Genomic DNA, 21301 nt, shown 5'->3' on the forward strand with positions numbered 1-21301 from the left:
CCTGCCGTCCGTCATCAGTGCTCGCCGGCCAGGATCAGGTAGAGCTTCTTGCGCGCCTCGTTGATGACCGCGATCGCCTTCTGCCGCTGGTCGGGCGTGCCGGCCTTCCAGACCTGCCCGAACGCCTCCATGAGACCGAAGCCGGCCGCCCGGATCTCGTTCATGGCCTCCCAGTCGACGCCGCGCCCGGCCTCTTCCCAGGGCGCCGCCGGACCGGCCTCCGCTTCGGTGCGGCCGGCCTCGGTGAGCGTGAACAGCTTCTTGCCACCCTCGCTCGCGCTGGTGATCAGGCCCTCGTCCTCGAGCATCTGCAGGGTCGGGTAGACCGAGCCCGGGCTGGGCTTCCAGGCTCCGTCGCTGCGCTGGCCGATCTCCTGGATCATCTCGTAGCCGTGCATCGGCCGGTCGGCGAGCAGCGCCAGGATCGAGGCGCGTACGTCGCCGCGCCGGGCGCGCCGGTGCGGGCCGCCACGGCCGCCACGACCCCCGAAGGGCCCGCCGGGACCGCCACCCCAGCCGGGGCCGAACGGACCGAAGGCCCCGCGGCGCCCCTCGAACTCTCCCTGACGATCGGGCCCACAGTGCCCGTGCCCGTGTCCACGTGAACGCATGGTTACGCTCCTTTCATCGTCGATCGTTCGCGATGCGTCAACGATATATCGGGACTGTTCGTTCGGCAAGGATCCTCGGAGCCACACGTCCTACGCCGCGTGCTGGTGGGCCGAGTAGGTCAGATAGCCCGCGTCGCCCCCCTGGTAGTACGTGGCCTCGTCGACGGGGGCGATCGGAAGCCCGCCCCGCAACCGCTCGACCAGGTCGGGGTTGGCGAGGAAGCCGCGGCCGAAGCTGATGAGGTCGGCCCCCAGGCCGAGCCAGTGTTCGGCGTCGTCCCGGCCGGCCTGCTTCGGCCCCATCGGAAGTACGGGGTTCATGACGAGGGTTCCCGGCCACGCCCGGCGCAGGGCGATCAGCACCTCTTCGTCGGCGGTGGCTTCGAGGTGCACGTAGGCCAGCCCGAGGGAGGCCAGTTCGGTCAGCAGCGCGGTGTAGAGCTCGAGGACATCGGCCTCCTCGACCCCCCAGAACGTTGCGCCCGGGGAGAGCCGGATGCCGGTCCTGGCCCCGCCGACTTCCGCCACGGTGGCGGCGACGGCTTCGACGGCGAACCTGATGCGGTGGGCGATCGGGCCTCCGTAGCGGTCCGTGCGCAGGTTGGCGTTGGACGAGAGGAACTGCGAGATCAGGTAGCCGTTGGCACCGTGCAGCTCCACGCCGTCGAAACCCGCGTCGACGGCGCGGCGGGCGGCCCGGGCGTAGGACTGTGCATGCTCGGGCACCTCGGCGGTGTCCAGCGCGCGAGGCATCGGAGCGGGCTGGGGTCCGGTCGGGGTGAACACCTCGCCGACGGCGGGGACGGCCGAGGGCCCGACCGGCTGGAGGCCGGTGGTGTCGGCGTGGGAGACCCGGCCACCGTGCATGAGCTGGGCGAAGATCCGTCCACCGTTGGCGTGGACGGCTGCAGTCACCGGACGCCAGGCCTCGACCTGCTCGTCGGTGTGCAGTCCCGGCGTGCCCGGATTGGACTGCCCGACCGCGCTGGGCTGCACGCCCTCGCTCACGATCAGCCCGGCCGAGGCCCGCTGGGCGTAGTAGGTCGCCATGGACGCAGTCGCCAGACCGCCGGCGGCGGCCCGGGCCCGGGTCATCGGGGCCATGACCATCCGGTTGGGCAGCATGAGGCCACCGAGCTCGTAACCGGTGAAAAGGGTCGTCATGTCAGGACTCCTTCGCGAACCACCGTGCCCGGACCTCGGGCACGGCAGCTACGCTAGAACCTGACATTGACGTCAGAGGCAAGCTGTTGTGGCGCGGGACACAGCCGGGAGGCATCGTGCGGATCGGGGAACTCGCGTCACGGACCGGAGTCAGCGTCCGGTCCGTGCGCTATTACGAGGAGCAGGGGCTGCTCACCAGCACCCGCAGTCCCAGCGGTCAGCGGCACTACACGGACGAGGAGGTCGAGCGGGTCGCGTTCATCCAGCGGCTCTACACCGCGGGCCTGTCCAGCCGCACCATCGCCGAACTGCTGCCCTGCGTCGACGCGCCCAGCGCGGAGAACTCCGACGCGGCACTGGAGCGGATGGCGCTGGAGCGCGAGCGGCTCTCCGCACACATCGCCGACCTCGTGCGGACCAGGGACGCGCTCGACGGGCTGATGGCCGCGGCCCGGGCCCACCGGGGACACCAGGGACACCAGAGACAGCCGGGAACGGCCGCAGGGGAAGGCGGCGCGTGGGCCGACGGCGGGCCAGGCCAGTGCTCCCGAATTGGCCTTGGGTGATCGATGCGGGGGCGCCCTACCGTCGGGGCATGCGTATCCGAATCGTCGACGCCTTCACCGACCGTCCCTTCGGCGGCAACCCCGCCGGGGTCCTGCTCCTCGACGGGGAGTTCCCGCCGGACAGCTGGCTCCGGCAGGTGGCCGCCGAGGTCAATCTCTCCGAGACCGCCTTCGCCCACCCGCTGCCGCCCGGCGGGGAGGCCGACTGGGCGCTGCGCTGGTTCACCCCGACCGCGGAAGTCGACATGTGCGGCCACGCCACCCTCGCCACCGCGCACGTCCTCGCGGAGAGCGGCCTGGCGAGCGGCCGGGTCCGGTTCGCCGCCCGGTGCGGCATCCTCACCACCGAGACGGCCGGGGACGGCACCCTGACGATGGACTTCCCCACGTCCTCACTGACCCGGTGGGACCCGCCGGCCGAGGTCGCCGCCGCACTCGGCGGGGTGGAGATCCTCTCGGCCCACGACACGTCCCCGCACATCGGCGACCTGGTCATCGAGCTCGCCGACGAGAAGACCGTCCGCGAGCTGCGCCCCGATCACGCCGCGCTGCGGAGCTTCGGGCAGCGCGGGCTGATCGTGACCGCCCCCGCCGAGGACCCCGCCCGCGGCTACGACTTCGTCTCCCGCGGCTTCTTCCCGCTGGTCGGGATCGACGAGGACCCCGTCACGGGCAGCGCCCACACCGCCCTGGCCCCGTTCTGGGCGGCCCGCCTCGGCCGCACCGAGCTGACCGGCCTGCAGGGCGGAGCCCGGCAGGGACTGGTCAGGGTCACCCTCGCGGGCGACCGCACCCTGCTCACCGGCCGGGCCGTCACCGTCATCGACGGCGAACTCCTGAGCTCCCCCTGACCTCCCCCGGTCTGCGGCCCGGCTAGGCCGTGGGCAGCCAGTCCACCTTGCCGGCCAGCAGCGCGTACCCGCCGAAGGCGACGATATCGAGCAGCGCATGGGCGGCCACCAGCGGACCGACCCGGCCCCACCGGCGGTAGAGCAGCACAAAGACCGCACCCATCACCGCATTGCCGATGAACCCGCCGATGCCCTGGTAGAGGTGGTACGAACCGCGCAGCAGCGAGCTCGCCAGCAGGGCGGACATCGGCGACCAGCCCAGCTGGTCGAGCCGGCGCAGCAGGTACGCCAGCACGATGACCTCCTCCACCACCGAGTTCTGCACGGCGGAGAGGAGCAGGACGGGGAACTTCCACCACACCTCGGGCAGCGCCTCCGGCACCACCGTCAGGTTGAACCCGGAGGCCCTGGCCCCCAGGTAGAAGGCCAGCCCGGCACTGCCGATGCCGGCCGCGACGAGCGCGCCCCGGGCGAGGTCCCAGCCGGGCCGGGTGCGGTCGAAGCCGAGCGCCCGCAGCCCGCCCGCCCCCTCCCGGGTCAGCAGGTGTGCCACCAGCAGCACCGGGACCAGCGCAGTGGCGATCCCGAACAGCTGCCAGGCCAGGTCCAGCCAGGGGCGGCCGGGAGCGTAGGAGCCGTTGAGGGTGGCGGCCTGGTCCTTCAGGCCGCCCGGCCTCGTGAGCGAGCCGATAAAGCTGATCAGGGACGAGACCGCGCTCGCCCCCAGCGACAGGGCGAGCACGAGCAGCGTCTCGGTGCGCAGCAGGCTCCGCCGCCCGTCCTCGCGCAGATCCTCCAGCACCGGTTCCGCCCGCACGCCCCGCTCCCGTCCCGCAATCCCGTTCCGACCTCCCCATACTGCCTGGCCGACGGCGGAAGAGGAGGCCGGGGCGGGATCACGGGCTGCGTCGCGTGCTAGGTCACGGGAATTCGGCCAGCCCCACCGGCCAGGTGTGCACCGGGTCCCCCTTGTGCATGAGCTCGCTGTACCGCCGGGTGGTCGCGGCGAGTGCCGGCCCCCGCTCCAGTCCGCCGGCCAGCGCCCGGTGGTAGGTGTCCACCTGCCAGGTGGCTCCGTTGGCCCGCCGTCGGCACCGCTCCTCGATGATGCCGAGGTAGTGGTCCCGGTCGGCGGGTTCGATGCCCCAGGCATCCAGCCCGGCGGCGGCCATCGGCAGCAGCTCGTCGAGGACCAGGCGTACGGCCGGTACGCTCGCCAGCCCGCCGGAACGCCCCCGGCGCGGCCAGCGCAGCCGGGCGTCGATCCCGTACCGGCAGGCCGCGTCGAAGTTCGCCTCGGCCTCGGCGAACGGCAGCCGGCTCCACACCGGGCTCTTCTCGTCGGCGAGGGTGCGGACGAGCCCGTAGTAGAAGGCGGCGTTTGCGACCACATCGGTGACGGTGGGGCCGGCCGGCAGGACCCGGTTCTCCACCCGCAGATGCGGCTTCCCGTCGGCGACCCCGTAGACCGGCCGGTTCCAGCGGTACACGGTGCCGTTGTGCAGCACCAGTTCCTGGAGACTGGGCACCCCGCCCTCGCCCAGCACCCGCAGCGGCTCCTCCTCGTCGCAGATGGGCAGCAGGGACGGGAAGTAGCGGACGTTCTCCGCGAACAGCTCGTACGCCGAGTCCACCCAGCGCTCCCCGAACCAGGTGCGCGGACGCACCCCCTGGGCCTGGAGCTCGGGCGGGCGGGTGTCGGTGGCCTGCTGGAACAGCGGGGGCCGGGACTCCCGCCAGAGCTCCCGTCCGAACAGGAACGGCGAGTTGGCGCCGACCGCGATCTGCACCGCCGCCACGCACTGCGCCGCGTTCCACACGTCCGCGAAGCGGCCCGGGGTGACCTGGAGGTGCAGCTGCACGGAGGTACAGGCCGCCTCCGGCACGATCGACCCGGCGGTCCACCGGACCCGCTCCACCCCGTCGATGTCGAGATGGAAGTCCTCCCCCCGCAGCATCAGGATCTGCTCGTTGAGCAGCGAGTACCGGTCGACCGCTGAAAGGTTGGCGGTCACCAGGTCCTGCTGCGAGATGGTCGGCAGAATTCCGATCATGACGACCCCGGCATCGACCTCGGCGGCCTGCCGGTGGGCATAGCCGAGACCGGCGCTGAGTTCCTCGGCGAGCTGGTCGAATACCCGGCCGTCGAGACGGTGCGGGAGTATGTTGAGCTCCAGGTTGAACATTCCGAGTTCGGTCTGGAAATCGGGGCTCGCAATGCGCTCCAGAACCTGGGCGTTCACCATTCTCGGCAGACCGTCGGGACCCGCGAGATTCAATTCGATCTCAAGCCCCATGAGATTCTTGGGACGATCGAACCTCTTCTCCGCCAGAAGCCGCTCCAGCCCCTCCAGGCACTCGTGAAGCTTCCTCCGATACCGTTGCCGATCGGACAGGTCGAATCCGCCTGCCACGACCTTCTCCCCCATCGAAGCGTCCCTCCTCGAGTGGGCCCCACCCGGCCACCCGGGCGCGCGCGTTACGGTCGATGATGCCCCGGCCGCGTGATCGATAACTCCGAGGGGGCGTGAGTGGCGGGGAGCGCACGCCGGTTTGGCCGACACGGTGCGTTGGCACATTCATCCGGCACATGGCCCGCTGCAATATACCGATCGGGCATGCCGAAGTGGGCATCGCACGCATTACCGATGCTTTTCAGCCGAGCCCTCGTCCGGTACCCTCCGAGGTCAGCAGGGAATCCATGTGTACAACCGGCATGAAAACCATGACAGCGGGACCGGTAAACGCCTTGTCCGCAATAGGCGGGACGGCTAGCCGAAACACTGTGTGAACACATGTCGTATAAACTCCGCAAACGAGGCAGAGAGTTGGCGCGCGGCCATTGCCCCACAGCCCCCCTCTGGCCCCAGAATGCGACACGCTCTCCGCACACCCCCGCCCCCGTTTCACCGGTCTCCCAAGTGAGAGGCGACCCACCATGCCGCTGCATATTCCCCCGGCTCCCGCGCCCGCCCTGCGCAGCGTCCTCGCGGCACTCGGCTCACCGACCGCCGTGCACGAAGCGCACACCCCCACCCTGCGCGCGCACCAAGGGCCGATGACCGCCGAACTGCCGCTCCCCGTCCATGTGCTGGACCGGGTCATCGCCGGCGGACGGCCACCGCGCACGCGCCTCACCGCATGGCGCTTCCTGATCCGCGGCGGCGACCGGTACGTGGCGGCGGCGGACACCCGGCTCACTCCGGACGGCTGGGCCTTCTCCCACTTCTTCGAGGGCCCCTATGTGGCCGCCACCGAACGGGCGCTGCGCCAGGCCGAATCCCTCGGGTCCCTGGGCTCGGGCTACCAGGCCCGGCTGCTGTCCGTACCGGAGCTGTACATGCTGACCCTGTGGCTGCACGGGGCGGTCGGCGCGGATCCCGCCGCCGGTCTGCCGGCCGCCGCGGACCTGCTGATTCCGCTGGCCCCGGCCCCGCCGGGCATCGCCGCGTACCGCCCGCATCCGGTCTCCGAACTGCTCCCGGTGCTGACCCACCGGCTGACCCCGCCCGCCCTGGCGGGCGAGGCCGCGGCCTGATGACCCGGTTTACCCAGATGGCCTAGTCCCCCGGAGTCAGATCCGAACCACCCGAAGTGACAGGCGAGTTGGCTGAACCGCCCGCACGAGTGATGCGTCATCAATCTGTGAGGACAGCTGCCGGGAAATCCCTGCGGAGCCAGTCGCGTAGGGCAAGACTGGGACCCTGACCACACCGATCGATACGGGGGGCGGCCATGAACAACGCATCGAGCCGCAGCACACAGACCACACCGCAGCGAAAGAACGCATCCATGTGCCAGCACCAGCCTGCCTGCCCATCAGCCGACTCCGCCGACCGGGAGGCCGCGCGTCCCGTGGCCAACCACCCGGAACAGGGATGGAGCCTGCTGTGCAACGGCGTCCTGCTGTTCGAGGACACCGGTGAGCTGCTGCCGGACGGGCAGATCATCGCACCGCACCGCCCGCTCGCGGCTGCGCACGTGGTGAAGGCGGCCTGACCGATCAGCCGAACGGCCGAGGGGCCGGCCCGGGATTTCCTCCCGGTCCGGCCCCTCGGTCGTCAGCGTCGTGCTCAGGCGTCGTGCTTAGTTGTCGTAGTCATCGAGCGGCGGGCAGGAGCAGACCAGGTTCCGGTCGCCGAACGCGCCGTCGATCCGGCGCACCGGCGGCCAGTACTTCTCGGCCGCCACGACCCCGCCCGGGAAGACCGCCTCGTCGCGGGTGTACGGGTGGTTCCACTCGCCGCCGAGCGCTGCCGCGGTGTGCGGGGCGTTGGCAAGCGGGTTGTCACCGGCCGGCCACTCGCCGGCGGCGACCTTCTCGATCTCGGCCCGGATGGCGATCATCGCGTCGCAGAACCGGTCGATCTCGGTGAGGTCCTCGGACTCGGTCGGCTCGATCATGAGCGTGCCGGCCACCGGGAAGGACATGGTCGGGGCGTGGAAGCCGTAGTCGATCAGCCGCTTGGCGATGTCGTCGACCGAGACACCGGTGGCCTTCGCCAGCGGGCGCAGGTCCACGATGCACTCGTGCGCGACCAGTCCGGCCGGGCCGGTGTAGAGCACCGGGTAGTGCGGCTCCAGGCGCTTGGCGATGTAGTTGGCGCCGAGCACCGCGACCTGGGTGGCGCGCTTGAGGCCCTCGCCGCCCATCAGGCGCACGTACGACCAGGAGATCGGCAGGATGCCGGCCGAGCCCCAGGGCGCGGCCGAGATCGGGCCGACACCGGTCTCCGGTCCGGCGGTCGGCTGCAGCGGGTGGTTCGGCAGGTAGGGCGCCAGGTGCGCGCGGACACCGACCGGGCCGACGCCGGGGCCGCCGCCGCCGTGCGGGATGCAGAAGGTCTTGTGCAGGTTCAGGTGCGAGACGTCGCCGCCGAAGTGGCCCGGCTTGGCCAGACCCACGAGGGCGTTCAGGTTGGCACCGTCGACGTACACCTGACCGCCGGCCTCGTGGACCTGGGCGCAGATGTCGGCGACGTGCTCCTCGAACACACCGTGCGTGGACGGGTAGGTGATCATCAGCACGGAGAGCTCGTCACGGTACTGCTCGATCTTGGCGCGCAGGTCGGCGGCGTCCACCTCGCCGTCCTCGGCGGTCTTGACGACCACGACCTTCATACCGGCCATCACGGCGCTGGCGGCGTTGGTGCCGTGCGCGGAGGACGGGATGAGGCAGACGGTGCGCTGCTCGTCACCGTTGGCCCGGTGGTAGGCGCGGACGGCCAGCAGACCGGCCAGCTCGCCCTGCGAACCGGCGTTCGGCTGGATCGAGACCTTGTCGTACCCGGTGACCTCGCAGAGACGTTCCTCCAGCTCGTTGATGAGCGTGGCGTAGCCCTGGGCCTGGTCGATCGGCGCGAACGGGTGCAGCTGGCCGAACTCGGGCCAGGTCACCGACTCCATCTCGGTGGTCGCGTTGAGCTTCATGGTGCAGGAGCCCAGCGGGATCATGCCGCGGTCCAGCGCGTAGTCCTTGTCCGAGAGCGTGCGCAGGTAGCGCAGCATCGCGGTCTCGGAACGGTGCTGGTGGAAGACCGGGTGGGTCAGGTAGGCGTCGGTGCGCAGCAGGCCCGCGGGCAGCGCGTCGGCGCCGGCCGCGTCGAGCGCCTCGATGTCGGCGGTGACCCCGAAGGCACCCCAGACGGCAGCCAGGTCCGCGCGCTTGGTGGTCTCGTCGCAGGCGACCGAGACCTGGTCGGCGTCGACCTGGTACAGGTTGACCCCGGCTTCGCGGGCGGCGGCCACGACCTCGGCGGCCTTGCCGGGCACCCGGGCGGTGAGGGTGTCGAAGTACGCGCCGTGGACCAGCTCGACCCCGCCGGCGGTCAGACCGGCGGCGAGCACGGCGGCGTACCGGTGGGTGCGGCGGGCGATCGTCTTGAGGCCCTCCGGGCCGTGGTAGACGGCGTACATACCGGCCATCACGGCGAGCAGCACCTGCGCGGTACAGATGTTGCTGGTGGCCTTCTCGCGGCGGATGTGCTGCTCACGGGTCTGCAGGGCCAGGCGGTAGGCCTTGTTTCCGTCGGCGTCGACCGAGACGCCGACCAGGCGGCCGGGCAGCGAGCGGGCGTGCTTGTCCTGGACGGCCATGTAGCCGGCGTGCGGACCGCCGAAGCCCATCGGGACGCCGAAGCGCTGGGTGGTGCCCACCGCGATGTCGGCGCCGAGCGCGCCGGGCGAGGTGAGCAGGGTGAGGGCCAGCAGGTCGGCGGCGACGGTGACGATCGCGCCGAGATCGTGGGCCTGGTCTATGACCGGCTTGATGTCCCGGACGGCACCGGAGGCACCCGGGTACTGGAGCACGATGCCGAAGACGCCGCGCTCGGCGATCTCGGCCGGGATGCCCTCGGCGAGGTCCGTGACGACGACCTCGATGCCGAGGGGCTCGGCGCGGGTCTCGATCACGGCGATGGTCTGCGGCAGGGTGTCGGCGTCGATGAGGAAGACGCCGCCCTTGACCTTGCCCACGCGGCGGGCCAGGGTCATCGCCTCGGCGGCTGCGGTGCCCTCGTCCAGCAGGGAGGCGCCGGAGGTGGGGAGACCGGTGAGGTCGGCGACCACGGTCTGGAAGTTCAGCAGCGCCTCGAGGCGGCCCTGCGAGATCTCCGGCTGGTACGGCGTGTACGCCGTGTACCAGGCCGGGTTCTCCATGACGTTGCGCAGGATGACCGGCGGGGTGAAGGTCCCGTAGTAGCCGAGGCCGATCATCGAGGAGAGCACCTGGTTGCGGTCGGCGAGCGAACGCAGTTCGGCCAGTACCTCGGCCTCGGTCCGCGCCGACGGCAGGTTCAGGGCTTCGGCGCTCTTGATCACGTCCGGCACCGCGGCAGCGGTCAGCTCGTCGAGGGAGCCGTAGCCGACCTGGGCGAGCATCTTCGCCTGCGCCTCGGCATCCGGGCCGATGTGACGCTGCTCGAAGGGGATGCCACGCTCCAGCTGGGAGAGCGGAATGCGGTTGGCGGTCATGTACGGAGGCCTCCTGGTCTGCACGACCTGCTTGGGCACCACGAGGGGCGCCCGGACGGCCTCCCCCTCTGTCATCTCAACCTGAGAGCTTCGCCGGTCCTCCTGGGGGTCTCCCGTGGAGCACCGGCTTTCACCGTCGGTGAGGGAGAGTGCCGGCACTGCGGTTCCGACGCCCAGCCCTGCTTTCCAGAGTGGCCTCGTCCGTGCGGTACGTCTGCCTGAGAGATTCCGGGGAGGATTTGCTCCTTCGGCGCCTCCGTCACGCTCACTCGGAGGACTCTCCCGCACAGGGTCAACAGCCATCACCCAGCCTACCAGCGCAGTTCCGGGCCCCTCCGGCCCTCCCTCGAGTGGCCCCCTCTGCGGATATGCACTTTCGTTGTGCTTACGGAGGAGTTGCGACCATTTGGAGGGACCGTGCAGACCGACATCGATCCGCGCAGCCTGATCGGCCGCAAGGCGTTCGACCGCAACGGGATCAAGATCGGCACCGTTGACGAGGTCTATCTCGACGATGCCACCGGGATCCCGGAATGGGCTGCGGTGCGCACCGGGCTGTTCAGCCGGGACGCGTTCGTCCCGCTGGAGCCAAGTGAGCTGGTGAACGACACCCTGCGGGTGCCGTTCGAACGCTCTTTGATCAAGGACGCCCCGGACTTCGGAGTGGGCCGCCACCTCTCCCCCGAACAGGAGCTCCAGCTGTACCACCACTACGGTCTGGACATCGCCCTGCCGAGCGACTTCCAGCGCGACTTCGGCCGGCTGGCGGGGGACGAGGGGCAGCCGATCTAGGTTTTCCGCGGTTCCGCGCCCTGTGTCAGGTCCTCTGTCAGGTCCGTCACAGGGCCCGGAACCGCGCCCTGGGCGAGCCCGAGAACAGGCTCGGACACCGGGTCCGGGTCCGGCTCGCGCAGCGGGAGCGGGTCCGAGGGTTCCAGCTCCGGATCGTCGATCCGGAAGGTCCGCACCCGGCCCGGCGGCGACCACGGCTGCTCGAACCGCACGGTCACCCGGCCCACCCCGCTGCCCTGCACCCAGCCCGCGCCGTAGAGGGCGTGCCGTACGTCGCTCCCCGCCGCCCAGCGCCGCTCCGCGGGCGCCTCGGGCTCCTGGCCCGGCGGCGGCACAGCGGGCTCCTCGGCGGCCCCAGGCGCCTCCTGCACCCCGTCCGGCTCAGCCGCCAGCGACTGCGCGAAAAGGTCCTCCTGCGTGTAGTCCGCCAGCCCGGAGACGCCCACGCCCAGCAGGCGCACCCCGCCCGTGGTGTCCACCCCCTCCAGCAACCGGGCCGCCGCCTCCCGGACCACCGCCGGGTCGTCCGTCGGCCCCCGGAGGGTCTCCGACCGGGTCAGGGTCGAGAAGTCGTACCGCCGCACCTTCAGCACGATGGTGCGGCCCGAGTGCCCCGAGGAGCGGAGCCGCTGCACGCACCGGTCCGCCAGCCGCTGGACCTCGTACCGGATCCGCACCCGGTCGTGCAGGTCCACGTCGAAGGTGTCCTCGACCGAGACCGATTTGGCGTCCCGCTCGGCGACCACGGCCCGGTCGTCCCGGCCCAGGGCCATCCGGTAGAGCGCCACCCCGTGCGCCCGGCCCAGCATGCGCACCAGCTCGTCCTCACCGGCCTCGGCCAGCTCCCCCACGGTGACGATCCCGGCCCGCCGCAGGTGCTCCCCGGTCGCCGGGCCCACGCCCGGCAGCGTCCGTACGGACATCGGCGCCAGCAGCGCCCGCTCCGTGCCCGGCTCGATCAGCAGCAGCCCGTCCGGCTTGGCCTCCTCCGAGGCCACCTTGGCCAGCATCTTCGACCCGGCCAGCCCCACCGAGCCGCTGAGGCCGGTGACAGCCCGGATATCGGCCCGCAGCCGCTCGCCGACCGCCCGGGCCGAGGCCGAGTCCCCGGCCGTGCCGCCCGCCTCGAGGTCCACGAAGGCCTCGTCCAGGCTGAGCGGCTCGACCAGCGGGGACAGCTCCCGCAGCAGCGCCATCACCTGGTCGCTGACCGACCGGTACAGGGTGAAGCGCGGGATCACGTATGCGCCGTTGGGGCAGAGCCGGCGCGCCTGGGCCGTCGGCATCGCCGAATGCACCCCGAACCGCCGGGCCTCGTACGAGGCGGTGGCCACCACCCCGCGCGGCCCCAGCCCGCCGACGATGACCGGCTTTCCGCGCAGGCTCGGCTTGGCCGCCTGCTCCGCCGAGGCGTAGAAGGCGTCCATGTCCAGGTGCAGGATCGTCGGAGCGGCTCTCACACTGCTGATGCTCCCCCATGCCACTGACAGTGGGGTGACGCCGGCCCGGACGTGGTGCGGCGGGGCGGACCGGGTGGGTTATACCGCCCGGTTGCGGCGGGCGGCCAGCTCGTCGGCGGGGTTGTGGCCGACGACGGTCTCGCCCGTGTCCACCCGCTCCCCGTGGAGCTGCGACAGCACGCTCTCCACGTCCCGCCACACCACCCCGACCGCAATGCCGAAGACGCCCTGCCCGCCCTGCAGCAGGTCCACGACCTGGTCCGGCGAGGTGCACTCGTACACGGTGGCGCCATCGCTCATCAGCGTCATCCGGTCCAGGTCCGCGAATCCCCGGTCCCGCAGGTGCTGGACGGCGGTCCGGATGTTCTGCAGCGCCACCCCGGTGTCCAGGAAGCGCTTGACGATCTTCAGGACGACCACGTCCCGGAAGCTGTACAGCCGCTGGGTGCCGGAGCCGTAGGCGGGACGCACGCTCGGCTCCACCAGCCCGGTGCGCGCCCAGTAGTCGAGCTGCCGGTAGGTGATCCCGGCCGCGGCACACGCGGTCGGTCCCCGGTAGCCGATCTGCTCGGGTTCCGGCTCGCCGCCCCCGCCCACCGGTGCGACCGGTGCCGGCGCGGATTCCGGCGACCGGCGCGCGGAGCCCACCGCACCACCGTGCAGCGGGAACGGCCCGCTCTCACTCCGTGCGGGGATGCCCCCGGTCGTACCGTCGCCCGTGACTCTCACGCCGACCCTCCGTCCTTGACCTGCCATCTCGACGGTAGGCAGTCACCAGGGGTGCGTCAACGATCGCCACACTCGGCACGCCGAGTGATAATCACCCTGAGAGTGGTTTCCCGTGCCCCATTGCGGGGAAAGGCTACTCGAATGGGGCGGAACGGCAGTCACTGATTGCTGGTGCCGAAGTCCTCGGGGGAGATCTGGTCGAGGAACTCGCGGAACTTCTCCACCTCGTCCTCCTGCTCGTCCGGGATGGCGATTCCGGCGTCGTCCAGCACCCCGTCACTGCCGTAGATGGGCGTTCCGGTGCGCAGCGCCAGCGCTATCGCGTCGGACGGACGCGCGCTGACCTCCACCCCGCTGGCGAAGACCAGCTCCGCATAGAAAACGCCCTCCCGCAGATCCGTGATCCGGACCTCGGTGAGTTCCTCACCGATCGCCTCCAGCACGTCCTTGAACAGGTCGTGCGTCAGCGGACGGGCAGGGGCCATGCCCTGCTGGGCAAAGGCAATGGCGGTCGCCTCCCCAGGACCGATCCAGATGGGGAGGTACCGGTCGCCTCCCACTTCACGCAGGAGCACGATCGGTTGGTTGGAGGGCATTTCCACCCGGACACCCACAACGTCGAGCTCGTTCACACAGCAACCCTAGGACCTGCCGTGCAGGTTTGGGTAGTCGGGGCCGTCCCGCCTCAGTGCAGACGGACACCCAGGGCGGTCTGCACGAGCGCCTCGTGCAGGCGTACGGAGAGGCCCGCGAGCTCCTTTATGGTCGCCTCGGCATGGGCCCTGGTCTGCGGATTGCGGTGCCGGCGCAGGGGCGCCACCACCTGTTCGACCAGCCCGGCCTCACGGTCGGCCGCCGCCTTCATGGCCCGCAGGTGGCGCGGCTCCAGGCCGAATCTGCCCAGATCCGCCACCAGCCGGGCCACGGTCACCGACTCCGCGGCGAAACCGCCGCCGGGATCCTCCGAAATCAGCCCGTACGACTCCCACTCGACCAGCTGTACCTCGTCCACCTCGGCGGCGGCGAGGAGCTCCTCCCGGCCGATCCTGGCCGCGGCGGGCCGCACCGGAGCCTCGGTGCCCACCTCGGTGACCGCGTCGGAGTGCGGGGAGGGCGCGGGGATGCGGATCGGCTCCCCCGGGGCCCGCCCGTCGAGCTGCTCGCGGATGACCTTGAGCGGGAGGTAGTGGTCGCGCTGCAAGCGCATGATCTGCGCCAGCCGGTCGACGTCCTCGGGGCTGAACTTGCGATATCCGGAAGGTGTGCGCCGGGGCTCGACGAGTCCTTCCGCTTCCAGGAAACGGATCTTGGAGATGGTGACTTCGGGGAACTCGTCACGCAGCATCGTGAGCACCGTGCCGATGCTCACCAGCCGCCCGGCCGAGCCGGCGGTGCCGTGTCCGGCACCGCCCGTCGGTGTACGCAGCATGGACCTTCCCTGGGGGTGCCCCCGGACGGAGTCCGAGGGCGTCAGATGCCCCGCTGGCTCGCGTAGAAGACCAACCGGTACTTGCCGATCTGCACCTCGTCGCCGCTGTTGAGGGCGACGGAGTCGATCGGGTTCCGGTTCACGTACGTGCCGTTGAGGCTGCCGACGTCGGCGACGGTGAAGCCACCGTCCTGGCTCCTGCGGAATTCGACATGCCGCCGGGAGACCGTGACGTCGTCCAGGAAGATGTCGCTCTGCGGGTGCCGGCCCGCCGTGGTCAGCTCGCCGTCCAGCAGGAAGCGGCTGCCCGAGTTCGGACCGCGCCGCACGATGAGCAGTGCGGAGCCCGGCGGGAGCGCCTCCACCGCGGCCTGGGCCTCGGGGGACAGCGAGGACGACACGTGCTGCTGTCCGGACACCTCTGCCTCGTAGGCCTCGAGGCCCGAGATCGAGATGGTGGACGTGGTCTCCGAGGCACGCTCCGGCGTCAGGCCCGGCCGCAGCGGCGCCCCGCAGTTCGAGCAGAATCGGCTGGCCGCACTCGCGCGGTGCCCACACCTGCTGCAAACCTGCTCGGCCGACATGGACGGCTCCTCGCGCCGCGGCTGCCCCGCGGAGGCATTGGTGGCATACGGGTCGGAGTCAAACCCTCCACCCGCACTTGAGGTTGATGGTTCACCGAAACCTATGCGGCCGGTACCGGCAGGGTCAACAGCCGACGCGCCCGGAACGCCCGAATTGTCAGCCGGGCCGGCCACCTCGTCCCGGAAGAGCGGCCGGTCGCCCTGCCCTTCCACGTCTCCGTGCCCAGCACGGTGCTTCGCACCGCTTTCCTCGCGGTTCTTCTTGCCGAACAACTTCTCAAACAACTTCACGGGCGATTCCCCTTGACCGAAACAGACCCGCCCGTGGGGCAGGACGAACTCCGAATGCAACACCTGCCGACCCGGACATTACTCACAACGTCCGTAACCACCAGACAGTTTCCACCACACACCGCGACTTCTGTGCGTCGACCCCCCGCAGGCTTCCGCCCACGTGGGAGGCTCCACCCTCCGTCCCGCATCACGACGATGACGACCGAGCGTAGTCAGGCTGCTTCGCTGCCCGCAAGGCATCAACGACGATCTTGGTCGAGCGTACGACAGAGGCCGTGGCCTGCTCCTTCTCCAGCGTCTGGATGACACCGCCCGGAATGTTCAGCGCCGGTTCCAGATCCTGGGGCTTGCCGATGACCTTGAACTCGTAGGGCTGTGTGATCTTCTTACCGTCGACACTGACACCGTCGCTCTCGTCCGAGAAGTACGAGCTCGCCACCACGCGCACACCGTTGACCTGGATCGCCTCGGCACCCGCGGCCCGCAGCTCCTGAATGGTGTCCAGCAGCATGTCCGACTGCACCAGGCCCTTGGGGTCGGAGACCTTCAGCGTGATACCCGGCCCCTGGGCTGCCACCGTACCCGCCAGGATGCCCAGTTGGCGCTCCTTCTCCACGGTCTGCCTGCGTGCCTCCGCGGCCTGGTTGGAACTGCTCTCCAGCTCCTGGCGCTGGTCCTCCAGCCGCTGCTTCTCGTCCTCCAGCCGCTTGGTCCGCCCGTCGAGCTCGTCCAGGATCCGGACCAGGTCCTCCTGACGGGCCCCGCGCAGCCCGCTGGAGTCGCTGTTGGACCGGACCTGGATGGCCAGCCCCAGCCCCAGCACGAAGAGCAGCAGCGCCACGATCAGTTGGGCCCGAGTGACCCGCGGCGGCCACAGCACGGCCATCAGCCGCTGCCGCCCGGTCTCCCCGGCCTGCGCCGGAGGCTGCTCCGCCCGCTCCGACGGCTCGGGCCGCTCCGGCTCGGGTGCGTTCTCGGGGGGTGTGTCGTGCGTACTCATCGGTCTTCCCTCAGGCCCGGAACACGTGCCGGCGGATGGCCGCCGCGTTGGAGAAGATGCGGATGCCGAGGACGACGACCACACCGGTGGACAGCTGCGCGCCCACCCCCAGCTTGTCACCGAGGAAGACGATCAGTGCCGCGACCACCACGTTGGACAGGAAGGAGACCACGAACACCTTGTCCACGAAGATGCCGTCGAGCATGGCGCGCAGACCGCCGAACACCGCGTCCAGCGCGGCCACGACGGCGATCGGCAGATACGGCTCGACGACGGCCGGCACCTCGGGCCGGACCAGCAGTCCGACCACCACTCCGACCATCAGGCCCAGTACCGCGATCACGATGCACCCTTCTTCGGCTCTACTGCTGTGGCTGTACGTACGGTCAGGCTCGACGCGGCCGGCAGGCGCACCTCGTCCTCCGCGGACAGGGTGGAGCGGATGCCGTAGCTCTCCTGCAGCACGTGCAGGTACTGGCCGTCCGCGCTGTCCTGGAAGGCGGTGCCCAGCCGGTCCTTGTCCCCCACCGCGAGAACCTCGTACGGCGGCACCAGCGGCCTGTTGTCGACCAGTATCGCGTCACCCGCGGCCCGGATCGCCGACAGTGCCGTCAGCCGCTGCCCATTGATGGACACCGCCTCGGCCCCCGACTGCCACAGCCCGTTCACGATCCGCTGCATGTCCCGGTCCCGCAGCCGGCCCGTGTCGGAGAACCCGGTGTTCTCCCGGGGCCCGCCACCGCCCGCAGCAGCCCCCTTGGCATCGTCCACGACCAGCTTGATCCCGGGGCCGCGGACCTCCGTCGCCCCGGACAGCAGCGCCACGAGCTGGCCTTGGTCGCCGCCGTGCTGCCGCAGCGCGGCCCGCTGGCGGGCCGCGACGTCCTCGCGGAGGGCGTCGATGTCCTGTTCCAGGTCGTGGGCGTGCCCGTCGGCCGCATCGACCCGGTTGATCAGCTCCTGCCGCTCCTTGGCCAGCACCGGCGCGCTCACCTGTGTCTGGGCCGCGCCCAGCGTGACCACCATGGCGGCGAGCACCAGTCCGGCCGCGAGCCCCAGCTTGGCCTTGAGCGTGCGCGGCAGACCGCTCGTACCCTCCGCCGCGCGCCGGGCGGACGCTTCCGCATAGCCCTCGTCGAGGCTGTGGTCCATCACATGCGTCAGCAGCGACATGGACGCGTCCGGGCGGGCCGGCGGCGGGGCCGAAGTCCGGTTGTTGGGCGGCTGCGACATGCCGCACATCGTCGCACGGAGGTAGCGACACCACCGAATGCGGTCGCCCGGGAGACCGGAGCGGGACCCTAGCCCGCCCCGGCCTACCGGGCTTTCGACCGTATGTTTCGCCTGACCGAACGAATCCGGCGGGGCTCAGTTCCCGGCGCCGTCCACCACGCCCGCCCACTCCTCCAGGAGCTCCTGCGCGGACGCGTCGTCGGGGCCCTCGGCCCACAGGTGGGTGACGGCCTCGGCGGGATCCGGGAGGACCAGCGCCCAGCGCCCGTCCGCCTCGACCACCCGCACCCCGTCGGTGGTGTCCACGTGCCGCTCTCCGGCCGCCTCCACCACCCGCCGCATGACCAGACCCTTGACCGCCCACGGGGTCGGCACATCCCGCTTGAGGACATGTGCACGCGGTATCCGGGCGTCGATCTGGCTCAGGGTGAGCTGCGTACGCGCCACCAGGCCGATCAGCCGCACGAACGCAGCGGAGCCGTCGAAGACACTGCTGAACTCGGGCACGATGAATCCGCCGCGGCCGTCACCGCCGAAGATCGTGTCCTCGGCCCTCCCCACCCGGGTCAGATCGTCCGGGGAGGTCGTCGTCCACTCCACCTGGGTGCCGTGGTACGCGGCCACCTGCTCGGCGATCCGGGTCGTGGTCACCGGCAGCGCCACCCGGCCGCTGCGCCGCTCGGCCGCGACCAGGTCCAGCAGCACCAGCAGCGCCCGGTCGTCCTCGATGATCCGCCCGCGCTCGTCGACCAGCGAGATCCGCTCGCCCACCGGGTCGAAGCGCACTCCGAACGCCGCCCGCGCCGAGGCCACGATCTCCCCGAGCCGCACCAGCCGGGACCGCCGCGTCTCCGCGGTCTCGGTCGGCCGGGATTCGTCCAGGCCGGGGTTGATGGTCAAGGCGTCCACCCCGAGCCGCCCCAGCAGGCTCGGCAGCACCAGCCCGGCACTGCCGTTGGAGGCGTCGACGACCACCTTCAGATCGGAATCCGCAATGCCGGTGGTGTCCACCCGCCGCAGCAGCGAGCCCGTGTACGAATCGAAGACGCTCGACGGGAACTGCAGGTCCCCGATCTCCCCGGGGAACGCCCGCCGGTACTCCTGCCGCGCGTACACCCGGTCCAGCTTCCGCTGCTGGGCCTGGGACAGGTCCGCCCCGCGCTCGTCGAGGAACATGATGTCCACGGAGTCCGGCACACCGGGCGAGGTCCGGATCATGATCCCGCCGGCACTGCCCCGCGCGGTCTGCTGCCGTGCCACCGGCAGCGGTACGTTCTCCAGGTCGCGCACGTCGATGGCGCTGGCCTGCAGCGCCGAGATCATGGCTCGCTTCAGGGCCCGCGCGCCTCGGGAGTGGTCGCGGGCCGTGGTGACGGTCGCGCCCTTCTTCAGCGTGGTGGCGTAGGCGCCGGCCAGCCGGACCGCGAGCTCGGGCGTGATCTCCACGTTGAGGATGCCGGACACCCCGCGCGCGCCGAACAGATGCGCCTGGCCGCGGGACTCCCAGATCACGGACGTGTTGACGACCGCACCGGCCTCGATGGTCTTGAAGGGGTAGACCCGCACATTCCCCTGAATGATCGATTCCTCACCGACCAGGCACTCGTCACCGATGACGGCGCCGTCCTCGATCCGGGCGGCCCGCATGATGTCGGTGTTCTTGCCGATGACGCAGCCGCGCAGGTTGCTGTGCGGCCCGATGTAGACGTTGTCGTGGATGACCGCCTTGTGCAGGAAGGCTCCGCTCTTGACGACCACGTTCGAGCCGATGACCGTGTGCTCGCGGATCTCGACCCCGGCCTCGACCTTGGCGTAGTCGCCGATGTACAGCGGCCCGCGCAGCACGGCGTCCGGGCTCACTTCGGCCCCTTCCGCCACCCACACCCCGGGCGAGATCTCGAAGCCGTCCATCTCGACCTGGACCTTGCCCTCGAGCACGTCGGCCTGCGCCTTGACGTAGCTCTCGTGGGTGCCCACGTCCTCCCAGTAGCCCTCGGCGATATAGCCGTAGATGGGCCGGCCTTCCTTCATCAGCTGGGGGAAGACATCGCTCGACCAGTCGACCGACACATCCGGGGCTACGTAGTCAAAGACCTCCGGCTCCATGACGTAGATGCCGGTGTTGACGGTGTCCGAGAACACCTGCCCCCAGGTCGGCTTCTCCAGGAACCGCTCGACCTTGCCCTCTTCGTCCACGATGGTGATGCCGAACTCCAGTGGATTCGGCACCCGGGTCAGGCACACCGTGACCAGTGCGCCCTTCTCCTTGTGGAAGTTGATGAGGTCGGTGAGGTCGAAGTCGGTGAGCGCATCGCCGGAAATCACGACGAAGGCATCGTCCTTCAATGCCGCCTCGGCGTTCTTCACGCTGCCGGCGGTGCCGAGTGGCTTCTCCTCATTGGCGTAGGTGAGCTCCATCCCGAGCTCTTCGCCATCACCGAAGTAGTTCCGCACGAGGGATGCAAGGAACTGAACGGTGACCACGGTCTCGCTGAGCCCATGCCTCTTGAGCAGCCTGAGTACATGCTCCATGATCGGCCGGTTGGCCACCGGCAGGAGCGGTTTGGGCATGCTCGAGGTCATGGGGCGAAGACGCGTGCCCTCGCCACCGGCCATCACGACGGCCTTCATGTCGGAAGAGTCCTCCTTGGCTCAATCGGCGGTGTCCGCCTTCACGAGCCGACGGACCTGAACCACGTAAAGGATTCCTGCCCACCAGTAGAGGGTTGTACCCCATCCAGCGAACGCCCATCCGAAAACAGATGCAAGCCAGGGGAGCCATCCGGAGCCGTCACTGAGGAGAAGCAACGGGAAGGCATACATCAGGTTGAACGTTGCCGCCTTGCCGAGGAAGTTCACCTGCGGCGGCGGATAGCCGTGCCGACGCAGGATCAGCACCATGACGGCGAGCATGACTTCACGTGCCAGCAGGGCCGCGGTCAGCCACAGCGGGAGGATCTCACGCCAGGTGAGTCCGAACAGCGTGGACAGGATGTACAGCCGGTCCGCGGCGGGATCGAGCAGCCGACCGAGGTTGCTGATCTGGTTCCAGCGGCGCGCGAGCTTTCCATCGAGGTAGTCACTGACGCCGCTCAGCATGAGCACGAGCAGTGCCCAACCGTCGTGCTCCGCCAGAATCAGCCAGAGGAACAGAGGTACGCCTGCAAGACGCGCCATGCTCAGGATGTTCGGAATGGTGAAAATTCGGTCCGTCTGAACCCGAGTCTCCTGGACCTCCACCCGGGGGCCTCCACTGCTGTTGAACGTGCGAACGATGCCTCCTGACCCTACAGGAGAACAGGTGTGCCCTGAACGCAGAAAAGCCCCGCACCATGACTGGTGCGGGGCTTTCCCACAATGATTGTTCGGCGGCGTCCTACTCTCCCACAGGGTCCCCCCTGCAGTACCATCGGCGCTGAAAGGCTTAGCTTCCGGGTTCGGAATGTAACCGGGCGTTTCCCTAACGCTATGACCACCGAAACACTATGAAGTTAACCAACCGGACAACAACACGGTCGTTACTTCAGAACTAACACAGTGGACGCGAGCAACTGAGGACAAGCCCTCGGCCTATTAGTACCAGTCAGCTCCACCCGTTACCGGGCTTCCACATCTG

General features: G+C 70.1%; 19 protein-coding genes, 1 rRNA gene, 1 pseudogene and 1 riboswitch. Of the genes and pseudogenes, 5 read left to right on the forward strand and 16 right to left on the reverse strand.

What is annotated here, in order from left to right; all coding sequences use genetic code 11:
• Positions 1 to 14: 14 nt before the first annotated feature.
• Both ABT123_RS03150 and ABT123_RS03155 read right to left on the reverse strand, forming a co-directional pair.
• Positions 15 to 611, reverse strand: a complete 597-nt coding sequence (locus ABT123_RS03150; protein WP_351308952.1) for a PadR family transcriptional regulator — start codon at positions 609 to 611, stop codon at positions 15 to 17.
• Between the two features lie 90 nt (positions 612 to 701).
• Positions 702 to 1775: an alkene reductase gene (locus ABT123_RS03155; protein WP_351308955.1), complete on the reverse strand. Its 1074-nt coding sequence runs from the start codon at positions 1773 to 1775 to the stop codon at positions 702 to 704.
• Between the two features lie 116 nt (positions 1776 to 1891).
• On the opposite strand from ABT123_RS03155, the pseudogene ABT123_RS03160 reads away from it, so the two are divergent.
• Together ABT123_RS03160 and ABT123_RS03165 are read left to right on the forward strand one after the other, a co-directional pair.
• A pseudogene (locus tag ABT123_RS03160) lies at positions 1892 to 2239 on the forward strand (MerR family transcriptional regulator); the annotation flags it as partial.
• A gap of 131 nt (positions 2240 to 2370) precedes the next feature.
• Complete coding sequence (locus ABT123_RS03165) at positions 2371 to 3192, forward strand: PhzF family phenazine biosynthesis protein (protein WP_351308958.1); 822 nt, start codon at positions 2371 to 2373, stop codon at positions 3190 to 3192.
• Between the two features lie 22 nt (positions 3193 to 3214).
• Here the strand turns inward: ABT123_RS03165 and ABT123_RS03170 are convergent, their stop codons facing one another.
• Both ABT123_RS03170 and ABT123_RS03175 read right to left on the reverse strand, forming a co-directional pair.
• Positions 3215 to 4009: a CPBP family intramembrane glutamic endopeptidase gene (locus ABT123_RS03170; protein ID WP_502970842.1), complete on the reverse strand. Its 795-nt coding sequence runs from the start codon at positions 4007 to 4009 to the stop codon at positions 3215 to 3217.
• A gap of 103 nt (positions 4010 to 4112) precedes the next feature.
• On the reverse strand, positions 4113 to 5621 hold the full coding sequence (locus ABT123_RS03175) for a glutamate-cysteine ligase family protein (RefSeq protein WP_351308961.1): 1509 nt from the start codon (positions 5619 to 5621) through the stop codon (positions 4113 to 4115).
• A gap of 509 nt (positions 5622 to 6130) precedes the next feature.
• Here ABT123_RS03175 and ABT123_RS03180 point away from each other — a divergent pair.
• Entirely contained in the window at positions 6131 to 6730 is a 600-nt protein-coding gene (locus ABT123_RS03180) for a hypothetical protein (protein ID WP_351308964.1), read from the forward strand.
• 254 nt (positions 6731 to 6984) lie between these two features.
• Positions 6985 to 7191, forward strand: a complete 207-nt coding sequence (locus ABT123_RS03185) for a DUF5999 family protein (RefSeq protein ID WP_351308967.1) — start codon at positions 6985 to 6987, stop codon at positions 7189 to 7191.
• Between the two features lie 87 nt (positions 7192 to 7278).
• Here ABT123_RS03185 and gcvP read toward each other — a convergent pair whose 3' ends face one another.
• On the reverse strand, positions 7279 to 10164 hold the full coding sequence (gcvP, locus tag ABT123_RS03190) for an aminomethyl-transferring glycine dehydrogenase (RefSeq protein WP_351308973.1): 2886 nt from the start codon (positions 10162 to 10164) through the stop codon (positions 7279 to 7281).
• 196 nt (positions 10165 to 10360) lie between these two features.
• Positions 10361 to 10459: riboswitch (glycine riboswitch) on the reverse strand.
• A 122-nt stretch (positions 10460 to 10581) separates the two neighbouring features.
• Here gcvP and ABT123_RS03195 point away from each other — a divergent pair.
• Positions 10582 to 10956, forward strand: coding sequence for a PRC-barrel domain-containing protein (locus ABT123_RS03195; protein WP_351308975.1), 375 nt, complete (start codon positions 10582 to 10584; stop codon positions 10954 to 10956).
• Here the strand turns inward: ABT123_RS03195 and ABT123_RS03200 are convergent.
• The 11 genes from ABT123_RS03200 to rrf form a co-directional block, all read right to left on the reverse strand.
• On the reverse strand, positions 10953 to 12416 hold the full coding sequence (locus ABT123_RS03200; RefSeq protein WP_351308978.1) for a DNA polymerase IV: 1464 nt from the start codon (positions 12414 to 12416) through the stop codon (positions 10953 to 10955). The genes ABT123_RS03195 and ABT123_RS03200 overlap by 4 nt on opposite strands.
• Positions 12417 to 12494: 78 nt before the next feature.
• Positions 12495 to 13145: a MerR family transcriptional regulator gene (locus ABT123_RS03205; RefSeq protein ID WP_351308981.1), complete on the reverse strand. Its 651-nt coding sequence runs from the start codon at positions 13143 to 13145 to the stop codon at positions 12495 to 12497.
• Between the two features lie 158 nt (positions 13146 to 13303).
• Positions 13304 to 13777 carry a bifunctional nuclease family protein gene (locus ABT123_RS03210; RefSeq protein ID WP_150210931.1) on the reverse strand — a complete coding sequence of 158 codons (474 nt, stop codon included), beginning with the start codon at positions 13775 to 13777 and terminating at the stop codon, positions 13304 to 13306.
• 53 nt (positions 13778 to 13830) lie between these two features.
• A complete protein-coding gene (gene ftsR, locus ABT123_RS03215) occupies positions 13831 to 14574 on the reverse strand; it encodes a transcriptional regulator FtsR (protein WP_351308984.1) in 744 nt (247 codons plus the stop codon).
• Between the two features lie 41 nt (positions 14575 to 14615).
• Entirely contained in the window at positions 14616 to 15158 is a 543-nt protein-coding gene (locus tag ABT123_RS03220; RefSeq protein WP_351308987.1) for an FHA domain-containing protein, read from the reverse strand.
• 481 nt (positions 15159 to 15639) lie between these two features.
• Complete coding sequence (locus ABT123_RS03225) at positions 15640 to 16452, reverse strand: DUF881 domain-containing protein (RefSeq protein WP_351308990.1); 813 nt, start codon at positions 16450 to 16452, stop codon at positions 15640 to 15642.
• A gap of 10 nt (positions 16453 to 16462) precedes the next feature.
• Positions 16463 to 16795 carry a small basic family protein gene (locus ABT123_RS03230; RefSeq protein ID WP_150210928.1) on the reverse strand — a complete coding sequence of 111 codons (333 nt, stop codon included), beginning with the start codon at positions 16793 to 16795 and terminating at the stop codon, positions 16463 to 16465.
• The gene (locus ABT123_RS03235) at positions 16792 to 17694 is read right to left on the reverse strand and encodes a DUF881 domain-containing protein (RefSeq protein WP_351308993.1); all 903 of its coding nucleotides are present in this window, start codon (positions 17692 to 17694) and stop codon (positions 16792 to 16794) included. The genes ABT123_RS03230 and ABT123_RS03235 overlap by 4 nt, the downstream gene beginning before the upstream one ends.
• A gap of 126 nt (positions 17695 to 17820) precedes the next feature.
• Positions 17821 to 20316 (reverse strand): sugar phosphate nucleotidyltransferase, encoded by a 2496-nt coding sequence (locus ABT123_RS03240; protein ID WP_351308996.1) that lies wholly within the window; start codon positions 20314 to 20316, stop codon positions 17821 to 17823.
• Positions 20317 to 20337: 21 nt separating this feature from the next.
• Entirely contained in the window at positions 20338 to 20925 is a 588-nt protein-coding gene (clsA, locus tag ABT123_RS03245) for a cardiolipin synthase ClsA (protein ID WP_351308999.1), read from the reverse strand.
• A gap of 123 nt (positions 20926 to 21048) precedes the next feature.
• Positions 21049 to 21165 (reverse strand): 5S ribosomal RNA (gene rrf / locus ABT123_RS03250).
• Positions 21166 to 21301: the final 136 nt, after the last annotated feature.

This window comes from Streptomyces sp. NPDC002054, assembly GCF_040296685.1.
In the GTDB taxonomy this organism is placed as follows: Bacteria; Actinomycetota; Actinomycetes; order Streptomycetales; family Streptomycetaceae; genus Streptomyces.

Bases quoted from the DNA above. Each gene is read 5' to 3' on its own strand.
- ABT123_RS03150 (WP_351308952.1), bottom strand. From the start codon at position 611: ATGCGTTCACGTGGACACGGGCACGGGCACTGTGGGCCCGATCGTCAG.
- ABT123_RS03155 (WP_351308955.1), bottom strand. From the start codon at position 1,775: ATGACGACCCTTTTCACCGGTTACGAGCTCGGTGGCCTCATGCTGCCC.
- ABT123_RS03165 (WP_351308958.1), top strand. From the start codon at position 2,371: ATGCGTATCCGAATCGTCGACGCCTTCACCGACCGTCCCTTCGGCGGC.
- ABT123_RS03175 (WP_351308961.1), bottom strand. From the start codon at position 5,621: ATGGGGGAGAAGGTCGTGGCAGGCGGATTCGACCTGTCCGATCGGCAA.
- ABT123_RS03180 (WP_351308964.1), top strand. From the start codon at position 6,131: ATGCCGCTGCATATTCCCCCGGCTCCCGCGCCCGCCCTGCGCAGCGTC.
- ABT123_RS03185 (WP_351308967.1), top strand. From the start codon at position 6,985: ATGTGCCAGCACCAGCCTGCCTGCCCATCAGCCGACTCCGCCGACCGG.
- gcvP (WP_351308973.1), bottom strand. From the start codon at position 10,164: ATGACCGCCAACCGCATTCCGCTCTCCCAGCTGGAGCGTGGCATCCCC.
- ftsR (WP_351308984.1), bottom strand. From the start codon at position 14,574: ATGCTGCGTACACCGACGGGCGGTGCCGGACACGGCACCGCCGGCTCG.
- ABT123_RS03220 (WP_351308987.1), bottom strand. From the start codon at position 15,158: ATGTCGGCCGAGCAGGTTTGCAGCAGGTGTGGGCACCGCGCGAGTGCG.
- ABT123_RS03225 (WP_351308990.1), bottom strand. From the start codon at position 16,452: ATGAGTACGCACGACACACCCCCCGAGAACGCACCCGAGCCGGAGCGG.
- ABT123_RS03235 (WP_351308993.1), bottom strand. From the start codon at position 17,694: ATGTGCGGCATGTCGCAGCCGCCCAACAACCGGACTTCGGCCCCGCCG.
- ABT123_RS03240 (WP_351308996.1), bottom strand. From the start codon at position 20,316: ATGAAGGCCGTCGTGATGGCCGGTGGCGAGGGCACGCGTCTTCGCCCC.